Source organism: Psychrobacter sp. T6-1, from assembly GCF_052258445.1.
Genome location: NZ_JBQQFC010000725.1, coordinates 1 through 665, shown reverse-complemented (window position 1 = coordinate 665; position 665 = coordinate 1). Strand labels below are relative to the sequence as shown.

Below are 665 nucleotides of genomic sequence, written 5' to 3'. Positions count from 1 at the left end.
AATCCTGAGGATGATAGTGCATTTTTGCGTATTATCAATACGCCCAAACGCGGTATGGGGCCTGCGACTTTAGAGAAACTTGGTCTATTCTCGCAAGAGCATAGCATCTCACTACTCGCCTCCTGTACCCATGGCGGGCTGTCTCATGTGTTACCAAGTAAAGCTTATGGCACGCTCAAAGAGTTTGGCGACTTTATTGAGCATTATACCCGCGCGCTCGATCAACACCCCGACCCTGTGCCAATTGTGCGTCAAATGATTGATGAGACGGGCTATATTGATTTTGTGCGTAGCGATGCTAAGACCCCGCAGCAAGAAAAAAACCGTATCGATAATATCGATATGCTCTATACCAGTATTCAATCGCTGATTAATCGCGCCGAAGAAGACGAAGACCGTACTATTGATACTATTATTCGCAAGTTAGTACTGCTTGATATGCTAGAGCAGCAGCAAGAAGAAGAAAATACCAATAAAGTCAATCTAATGACCTTGCACGCAGCAAAAGGCCTAGAGTTTGATTTTGTCTACATTATGGGACTCGAGGAAGAGATGCTACCGCACCGCAACTCTATCATGAGTGAGACGGTCGAAGAAGAACGGCGCTTGATGTATGTCGGTATTACCCGCGCGCGCCGTGAGCTGACGTTAACTTTAGCGACTCA

General features: G+C 46.3%; 1 protein-coding gene. It reads left to right on the top strand.

Annotation, left to right across the window (positions count from 1 at the left end):
- Positions 1 to 665, top strand: a 665-nt coding sequence (locus ACTXGO_RS15650; protein ID WP_443575170.1) for a 3'-5' exonuclease, incomplete at both ends; no start/stop codon positions are given.